This window comes from Burkholderia sp. LMG 13014, assembly GCF_905232215.1.
Taxonomy (GTDB): Bacteria; Pseudomonadota; Gammaproteobacteria; order Burkholderiales; family Burkholderiaceae; genus Burkholderia.
Genome location: NZ_CAJNKE010000317.1, coordinates 1 through 6,883, shown reverse-complemented (window position 1 = coordinate 6,883; position 6,883 = coordinate 1). Strand labels below are relative to the sequence as shown.

General features: G+C 67.4%; 11 protein-coding genes and 1 tRNA gene. 8 read left to right on the top strand and 4 right to left on the bottom strand.

Going from position 1 to position 6,883, the window contains the following annotated elements:
• The 7 genes from JYJ84_RS24510 to JYJ84_RS24480 all read left to right on the top strand — a co-directional run.
• Nucleotides 1-291, top strand: a 291-nt coding sequence (locus tag JYJ84_RS24510; RefSeq protein WP_240201898.1) for a 2Fe-2S iron-sulfur cluster-binding protein, incomplete at its 5' end; no start/stop codon positions are given.
• Between the two features lie 58 nt (nt 292-349).
• Nucleotides 350-844 (top strand): SRPBCC family protein, encoded by a 495-nt coding sequence (locus JYJ84_RS24505; RefSeq protein WP_122947753.1) that lies wholly within the window; start codon nt 350-352, stop codon nt 842-844.
• A gap of 92 nt (nt 845-936) precedes the next feature.
• On the top strand, nt 937-1,314 hold the full coding sequence (locus JYJ84_RS24500; protein ID WP_175220024.1) for a DUF2946 domain-containing protein: 378 nt from the start codon (nt 937-939) through the stop codon (nt 1,312-1,314).
• 302 nt (nt 1,315-1,616) lie between these two features.
• Nucleotides 1,617-1,982, top strand: coding sequence for a copper homeostasis periplasmic binding protein CopC (gene copC, locus JYJ84_RS24495; RefSeq protein WP_175220022.1), 366 nt, complete (start codon nt 1,617-1,619; stop codon nt 1,980-1,982).
• Nucleotides 1,983-2,072: 90 nt separating this feature from the next.
• Nucleotides 2,073-2,519, top strand: a complete 447-nt coding sequence (locus tag JYJ84_RS24490) for a copper chaperone PCu(A)C (protein WP_122947757.1) — start codon at nt 2,073-2,075, stop codon at nt 2,517-2,519.
• 31 nt (nt 2,520-2,550) lie between these two features.
• Nucleotides 2,551-2,724: a hypothetical protein gene (locus tag JYJ84_RS24485; protein ID WP_164462703.1), complete on the top strand. Its 174-nt coding sequence runs from the start codon at nt 2,551-2,553 to the stop codon at nt 2,722-2,724.
• 98 nt (nt 2,725-2,822) lie between these two features.
• Complete coding sequence (locus tag JYJ84_RS24480; protein ID WP_175220020.1) at nt 2,823-3,452, top strand: LysE family translocator; 630 nt, start codon at nt 2,823-2,825, stop codon at nt 3,450-3,452.
• Between the two features lie 15 nt (nt 3,453-3,467).
• Here JYJ84_RS24480 and JYJ84_RS24475 read toward each other — a convergent pair whose 3' ends face one another.
• Complete coding sequence (locus JYJ84_RS24475; protein ID WP_175220018.1) at nt 3,468-4,793, bottom strand: leucine-rich repeat-containing protein kinase family protein; 1,326 nt, start codon at nt 4,791-4,793, stop codon at nt 3,468-3,470.
• A 141-nt stretch (nt 4,794-4,934) separates the two neighbouring features.
• Between JYJ84_RS24475 and JYJ84_RS24470 the strand changes: the two genes are divergently transcribed.
• A tRNA-Leu gene (locus JYJ84_RS24470) sits at nt 4,935-5,019 on the top strand.
• Between the two features lie 305 nt (nt 5,020-5,324).
• Here JYJ84_RS24470 and JYJ84_RS24465 read toward each other — a convergent pair.
• From JYJ84_RS24465 to JYJ84_RS24455, 3 genes are all read right to left on the bottom strand, one after another.
• The gene (locus JYJ84_RS24465; protein WP_122947759.1) at nt 5,325-5,744 is read right to left on the bottom strand and encodes a biopolymer transporter ExbD; all 420 of its coding nucleotides are present in this window, start codon (nt 5,742-5,744) and stop codon (nt 5,325-5,327) included.
• Between the two features lie 9 nt (nt 5,745-5,753).
• The gene (locus JYJ84_RS24460; protein ID WP_122947760.1) at nt 5,754-6,176 is read right to left on the bottom strand and encodes a biopolymer transporter ExbD; all 423 of its coding nucleotides are present in this window, start codon (nt 6,174-6,176) and stop codon (nt 5,754-5,756) included.
• 12 nt (nt 6,177-6,188) lie between these two features.
• A partial coding sequence (locus tag JYJ84_RS24455) for a MotA/TolQ/ExbB proton channel family protein (protein WP_205189559.1) occupies nt 6,189-6,883 on the bottom strand: 695 nt, incomplete at its 5' end.

Sequence of the window (6,883 nt, the reverse complement as noted above, 5' to 3'; positions counted from 1 at the left end):
GAACACCCTCCCCTCGTGCGCATCGAGCCGCTCGGCGCGACCTTCGACGCGCCCGATTCGCTGACGCTGCTCGAAGCCGCCGCGTTCGCGCACGTGTCGCTGCCGCGTTCGTGCCGCAACGGCACGTGCCGCAGTTGCCTTTGCCGGATCGTCAGCGGCAGCGTACGCTACACGATCGAATGGCCGGGGCTGAGCCGCGAGGAAAAAGCCGACGGCTATACGCTGCCGTGCGTGGCTGTCGCGACGTCGGACCTCGTGCTCGACGTGCCCGACGCGGTCATGCTCGACTAGACGCGGCGCGCGCTCGCGCGTGCCGTCCAGCCAAGGTTGATCCTGTGTGGAGAACGTCATGACCCAGCAAACCGATCGCATCGAAAAGCAGGCCCTGCTCAATGCATCGCCCGACCGCGTGTGGGAAGCCGTCAGCAACTCCGGCGAATTCGGCCAGTGGTTCGGCGTCACGTTCGACGGACCGTTCGCGGCCGGCCAGCCGCTGTTCGGCCGCATCACGCCGACCCGCGTCGACGACGACGTCGCCAAGGCACAAGAGCCCTATGCGGGCACCGTGTTCGAAATCGTCGTCGATCGCGTCGAGCCGAAGCACCTGTTCTCGTTTCGCTGGCATCCGTTCGCGATCGACCCGAATTTTGACTACACGTCCGAGCCGATGACGCTCGTCACGTTCGCGCTCGCCGCACAGGCCGGCGGCACGCTGCTCACGGTCACCGAAACGGGCTTCGACCAGTTGATCGAAGCGCGCCGCGCGAAGGCGCGCGAGATGAACGATCACGGCTGGGCCGCGCAGATGACGCTGATCACGAAATACCTGGCGAAGCACGCGTAGCGCGCCGCCACGCCGCATGTCCGTGTCGACATGCGAATCGACGTGCGTGGCATAATCCGCTCCATCGTCGTCCAACCGTCGCCGCGCATCGCATGCTGAGTCGTCGCCTCCGAAAGATCGGCAGTCTGATCGGGATGCTCGCCATCCTGATGACGGCGCTCGCGCCGACGATCTCGCAGGCACTGACGACGCAGCAGCGCGTCGATACGCTGCTGGCCGGCTACTGCACGGCCGCGCCGGCCACCGGCGAGCACGCCGCCGATTCGGCGCAGAAGAGCCTGACGGCCCACCTCCAGGCATGCGGCTATTGCAGCCTGCTTGCCCATACACCTGCACTGCCCGCGCCCGAACTGACGTTCGCGGCCAACGTGCACGTCATTCAGCACCGCGAAGCGACCCGCTTCGAAAGCCTGCGCCGCGCGCTGCCGCTCACGGCCGCGCAACCGCGCGCCCCTCCGTTCCCGTCCTGATTCGTCGTCAACGCCCGTGATGCCATAACGCATCGCGTGGTTCGCGCGCGCCACCCGCGCGCGTGACGTGTCACGTTTCGAAGGACGATCATGTCTCACCGTGTTGCGCGCGGCATCGTGCCGTGCGTGCGGCTGGCTGCTTCCGGCCCGGACTGTCGCGCCGACATTCGCTCGCGGGCGAACGTCCGGCCGCGCATGTTCGCGCCGGCATCGGCCGCCATCGGTGCTGCCGCGAGGGTGCGCGTGCATCCGTCCGTCGAATCCGTGTTGCGCCATCCGATTCACCACTCGCACATTCGACCATGAACACCACTACTTTCGTTCGCGGCGCGCTCGCCGCACTCGGCTTCGTCGTCACCCAGGCCGCCCACGCCCACGCGCTCCCGAAGACGCAGGAGCCGGCCCCCGACGCCACGCTGTCGACCGCACCGCACGCGGTCACGATCGGCTTCAGCGAAGCGCTCGAGCCCGCTTTCAGCTCGATCGCCGTCACCGATAGCCACGGGCAGTCGGTCGTCGACGGGAAATCGTCCGTCGACGCCGGCAACCGGAAGCGCATGCACGTCGCACTGGCCAGCCTGACCGCCGGCACGTACAAGGTCGCGTGGATCGCGGTGGCCAGTGACGGCCATCGCACGCAAGGTCACTACGCATTCACGCTGAAATGAGGTTCGCGATGCGTATCGGCGTGCCGCGCCGGTCGCGTCGCTGTCCCTACCCGCTGCATCCGCCGCACCCACCCATAAGGAGAACCAACCATGAAACGCTCGATTCCGACCGCCCTGCTGTTCGCGCTGCTGGCGCTGCAAACCCCCGCCACGTTCGCCGCGCCGGCCGTGCAGGCTGAAAACTGCTGGATCCGCGCGATGCCGGCGACCGTGCCGTCGTCCGGCTACTTCACGCTGAAGAACGACGGCGACGCCCCCGTGACGCTGACGGGCCTCGACACGCCCGCGTACGGGATGGCGATGCTGCATGAGACGCAGACGAACGGCAGCACCGCGAAGATGGTTCACGTCGACGCCGTCGAAGTCCCCGCGCACGGCACGGTGACCTTCAAGCCGAAGAGCTATCACGTGATGCTGGAGCAACCGCGCCAGGCCGTCGCGCCCGGCGCGAAAGTGCCGTTCCGGCTGCATTTCGCGGACGGCTCGACGGTGTCCGTGACCTGCGACGCGAAGGCACCGGCTTACGCCGGCCAGTAACGCCATCCTCCCCCGATCGAAGGAGACGCACATGAAACACCGCCTGCCGCTGGCCGACCTGATCGTCCGCTACCGGACGCCGCTGAACGTCGCCGTGCTGATCGTCTGCGGGATGTGGGCCGGGTGGATCGCGTGGATGACGCGACCCGCCGCGATCGATACACCACCGTCGATTCCGGCGTACTGCATGCGCGACGCAAACTGACACACGCGACGGCACGGTTCCGGCGCAAGCCTGCGTCAATTATTGGCGTGGCATCATCGCTTCATCCCGACCGCCGGAACCGCCTCTCGGAGCGCCGCATGTCCCTTCAGACCTGGATGCTGTTTGCCGCAGCCTATCTCGCCACGACGCTGTCGCCGGGGCCCAACGTGCTGCTCGTCATCCGCAACACGGTGCGCTACGGCACGCACGGCACGGCCGCGACGATCGCGGGCAACCTCGTCGCGCAGGGCGTGGTCGTGCTGCTCGTCGCGCTTGGCGTCGGCGCGGTGCTGGCCGCGATGCCGCCGCTGTTCGTCGCAATGAAGGTGGTCGGCGCCGCGTATCTGATATTCCTCGGTGTCCGGCAACTGCGCGGCGACCGCAAGGCCGCCGCTTCGACCGGGGCGGCGGAGATCGCCGTGCCCGACCGCAGGAAACTGTTCCGCGAAGCGCTGTTCGTCTCGGGCAGCAATCCGAAGACGATGATCTTCCTGTCGGCGTTCATGCCGCAGTTCATCGTGCACGACCGCCCGCTCGCGCTGCAGTTCGTCGTGATGTACGCGACGATCGCATGCACCGTCGTGGTCGTTCACAGCGTCTATTCGGCCGGCGTGCGCCGGTTCCATCGCGGCTTCGGCATGAGCCGCGCGGTGCGTGCGCTCAAGCGTGCCAGCGGGCTGCTGTTCGTCGCGCTCGGGATCAAGCTGCTGACTGCGCGGCAGGCGTAAGGAGCCGCGCGCCGGTCAGCGTGCGTGCGCGGCCAGCTCGGCCGCGATCTCGCCGAACGACGGCCGCGCATCGATGTCTTCGTTCAGGCAGGCCACCGCGAGCGCATCGAGCGCGTTCCTGCCGGCCCACGTGCGCGGCTCGCATCGCTCGAGCAACTCGCCGAGCAGATGACCGAACGCCCGCACCTCGAGCCGTTCGAACCCTGCGCCGCGCGTGCGATCGTTCGCATCGTAGAGCGACGCTGCGCCGAAATCCCCGAGCAGCGCGCCACCTTCGCCATCGTGCAGGATGTTGTGCGCGTACAGGTCGCCATGCATGATGCCGCGTGCGTGCAGATGGCCCGCCACCGACGCGATGCCGTGCGCGATCCGCATCGCTGCCGCCGGCTCGAATCTCGCGTCGGCCGCATACACGTCGCGCGTGCACGACGCGAAGCTCGGCGGCCCGGCGAGGTTCGTGAGCGCGGGATCGACCAGTTCCATCACGAGGCCGTGCGTGCCGTCGGGATGCCCGCTCACCTTGCCGATCACCGGGATCATGTTCGGGTGGCGGCCGGCGTGCAGGCACGCGGCCATTTCGCAATCGGGCAGGCCATCGCTCGTCACCGCGCCCTTGAACAGCTTGACCGCGACCGCCCGTGGCGGATGCCCGTCCACGCGCCACTGCGCGCGGTAAATGACGCCCGACGCGCCCTCGCCCAGCTTCTGCTCGCAGGCCAGCGACGCCCAGTCGATATCCACGACCTCGGGCCCGGCCGACGCCGCGGCTTCCGGCGCGGCACCGAACGGGTTGCCTGCGGTGGCGAGCCACGCGAGGCGCGGCAGGCGCAGCAGCCAGTCGGGCAGTTCGTCCAGCCGGTTCGCCGACAGCCGCACCAGTTCGAGCGCGCGGCACGCGGCCATTTCCGCCGGCAGCGCGCGCAATCGGTTACCCGCGAGCATCAGCTTCTGCAGCCGCGAGCAATCGCCGATGTCGGCGGGCAATGCGTCGAGTGCGTTGTCGGTAAGGATCAGCCAGCGCAGCGCGCGCGGCAGCGATCCGCGCGGCACCGTTTGAATCCGGTTCGCCTTGAAGCCGATCATGTCGAGCTGCTCGCACGCGCCCAGCACGCCGGGGAACGCGGTGAAGCGGTTACCGGACGCGAACAGGATGCGCAGGCGGCGCAGCCGCGGCAGGTCGTCCGGCAGCGCGGACAGCGCATTGCCGGTCAAATCGAGCACTTCGAGCGTATCGGCGAGATCGAAGATCGCGCGCGGGAATTCCGTCAACCCGCATGCGAGCTTGAGTTGCCGTGCGCCGGCGAGTTGCCCGGCCTGCAGTTGTTCGAGGGTGTCTGTCACGCGGAGAAATCGGGTGGCGGTTGCGACGATCGTCGGGTCGATCGCCCGAATTCTACCGGTATCACCTGCGCGCAACCGTCGATCGTGTCATACCCCCTTCACAAACGCGCAACGTCGCGCTAGAATTGCGCCCCTTGCAGTGCCGACGTGGTGAAATTGGTAGACACGCTATCTTGAGGGGGTAGTGGCGAAAGCTGTGCGAGTTCGAGTCTCGCCGTCGGCACCAAATGATGCGCTCCAGCCCGTAAAGCACGGGCCGGCAACGCGCCATCCCTTCCGCAGTATTCTGTTGCACACTCCCGTTCGCTGGACTCTCGATAGATTCCGCAGGACTTGCTCCAGCGGGAAATTGACGCAGTCGCGACCTCGCCTCCGGCCGTACCCGCTCTCGAACACCTCGATTGCGCGAAACACCGCGTGGCGGACGAGAAAGTCGTGCACCGCGAGCACCTTCCTTCGCCAACGTCTCTCCCGCCCCCAACGCGATCGCATCAGTCTTCACGCGCACGCCACCCCGATCGGGCTGCGCGCCTACTGCATATACTGCTCGTTACCCATCAAACCGATCTTCGTCGCGCCCACGCGCTGCGCGGACGCCAGCACGGCGGCGACGTCGCGATACGGCGCCTGCCGGTCCGGCCGAAGCCTGATCTCGGCCTGCACCGGTTCGGCCGCGACCTGCGCGAGCTTCGCTTCGAGCGTCGCGCGATCGGGCAGCCGTGCGCCGTTCCACGACGCCGCACCGTCGGCGGCCACGTCGATCTGCACGATCTCCGGCTGCGTGGCCGGTGGCGCGTCGCCCACCGGCAGATTCATCTTGACCGCATGCATCTGGATCGGAATGGTGATGATCAACATGATCAGCAGGACCAGCATCACGTCGATCAGCGGCGTCGTGTTGATGTCCACCATCACGTCCGGCTCGGTGCCCGACGAAACGTTCATGCCCATGACTGTCTCCTAGCTGCCGCGCGCGGGCGGCTCCGTGATGAACGACACCTTCTCGATGCCCGCCCGTTCGCACGCCACGATCACGCGCCCGACGAATTCATAACGCGTGCTTTCATCGCCGCGCACGTGCACGTCCGGCTGCGGCGATTGCCCCGCCACGCCTTTCAGGCGCGCGAGCAACGTAGGCGCATCGACCGGCACCGCGTTCCAGAAGAACGCGCCGCGCCGATCGACCGCGATTTCGATACTCGCGGGCTTGCTCTGCAACGGCTGCACGGTCTCCTTCGGCAGATCCACCGGAATCGTGTGCGTCACCACCGGAATCGTGATCAGAAAAATGATGAGCAATACCAACATCACGTCGACGAGCGGCGTCGTGTTGATCTGTGCGATGACCTCGTCGTCATCGTCCTGACGGACACTGATGCCCATGGCCGACCCCGCTCAGTCGACCAGCGACGGCACGCGCGCGCCGTCGCGCTGGGGCCGTTTTCCGCTAGCCAGCACCACGACGTGGAGCTGCGCGCCGAATGCGCGTACCCGCTCCATCACCGCCTTGTTACGACGCACCAGGAAGTTGTAGCCGAGCACCGCGGGTACGGCCACCGCGAGACCGATCGCCGTCATGATGAGCGCCTCCCCCACCGGCCCCGCGACCTTGTCGATCGACGCCTGGCCCGCGACGCCGATCGCGGTCAGCGCATGGTAGATGCCCCACACCGTGCCGAACAGGCCCACGAAAGGCGCGGTCGACCCCACCGTGCCGAGAAACGCGAGACCATCCTGCAGGCGGTTCGACACGTTGGTCACCGCCCGCTCGACCGACGTGTCGATCCACGTATTGCGGTCGACCGCTTCGAGCAGCACCTCGTCGTGATGCTCGCCGGCCTCGATCGCCGTCTCGGCAATGAAGCGGAACGGCGACGACGGGTCGAGCTGCTGCACGCCCTCCGCGAGTGACGGCGCGGCCCACAGCTGCGCGTCCGCCCGTTTCGCGCGTCGGTTCGCACGATACTGCTCGAAGAACTTGGTCACCATGATGTACCAGCTGCCCATCGACATCACGACCAGCAGGATCAGCACGAAACGCGCGACGAAGTCGCCGCCGCGCCACAACGCATCGAGTCCATAGGGATTGG

What these genes read in the sequence shown, in the direction of transcription:
- copC (WP_175220022.1), top strand. Translation starts at nt 1,617, where the DNA reads ATGAACACCACTACTTTCGTTCGCGGCGCGCTCGCCGCACTCGGCTTC.
- JYJ84_RS24460 (WP_122947760.1), bottom strand. Translation starts at nt 6,176, where the DNA reads ATGGGCATCAGTGTCCGTCAGGACGATGACGACGAGGTCATCGCACAG.
- JYJ84_RS24505 (WP_122947753.1), top strand. Translation starts at nt 350, where the DNA reads ATGACCCAGCAAACCGATCGCATCGAAAAGCAGGCCCTGCTCAATGCA.
- JYJ84_RS24465 (WP_122947759.1), bottom strand. Translation starts at nt 5,744, where the DNA reads ATGGGCATGAACGTTTCGTCGGGCACCGAGCCGGACGTGATGGTGGAC.
- JYJ84_RS24485 (WP_164462703.1), top strand. Translation starts at nt 2,551, where the DNA reads ATGAAACACCGCCTGCCGCTGGCCGACCTGATCGTCCGCTACCGGACG.
- JYJ84_RS24480 (WP_175220020.1), top strand. Translation starts at nt 2,823, where the DNA reads ATGTCCCTTCAGACCTGGATGCTGTTTGCCGCAGCCTATCTCGCCACG.
- JYJ84_RS24500 (WP_175220024.1), top strand. Translation starts at nt 937, where the DNA reads ATGCTGAGTCGTCGCCTCCGAAAGATCGGCAGTCTGATCGGGATGCTC.
- JYJ84_RS24490 (WP_122947757.1), top strand. Translation starts at nt 2,073, where the DNA reads ATGAAACGCTCGATTCCGACCGCCCTGCTGTTCGCGCTGCTGGCGCTG.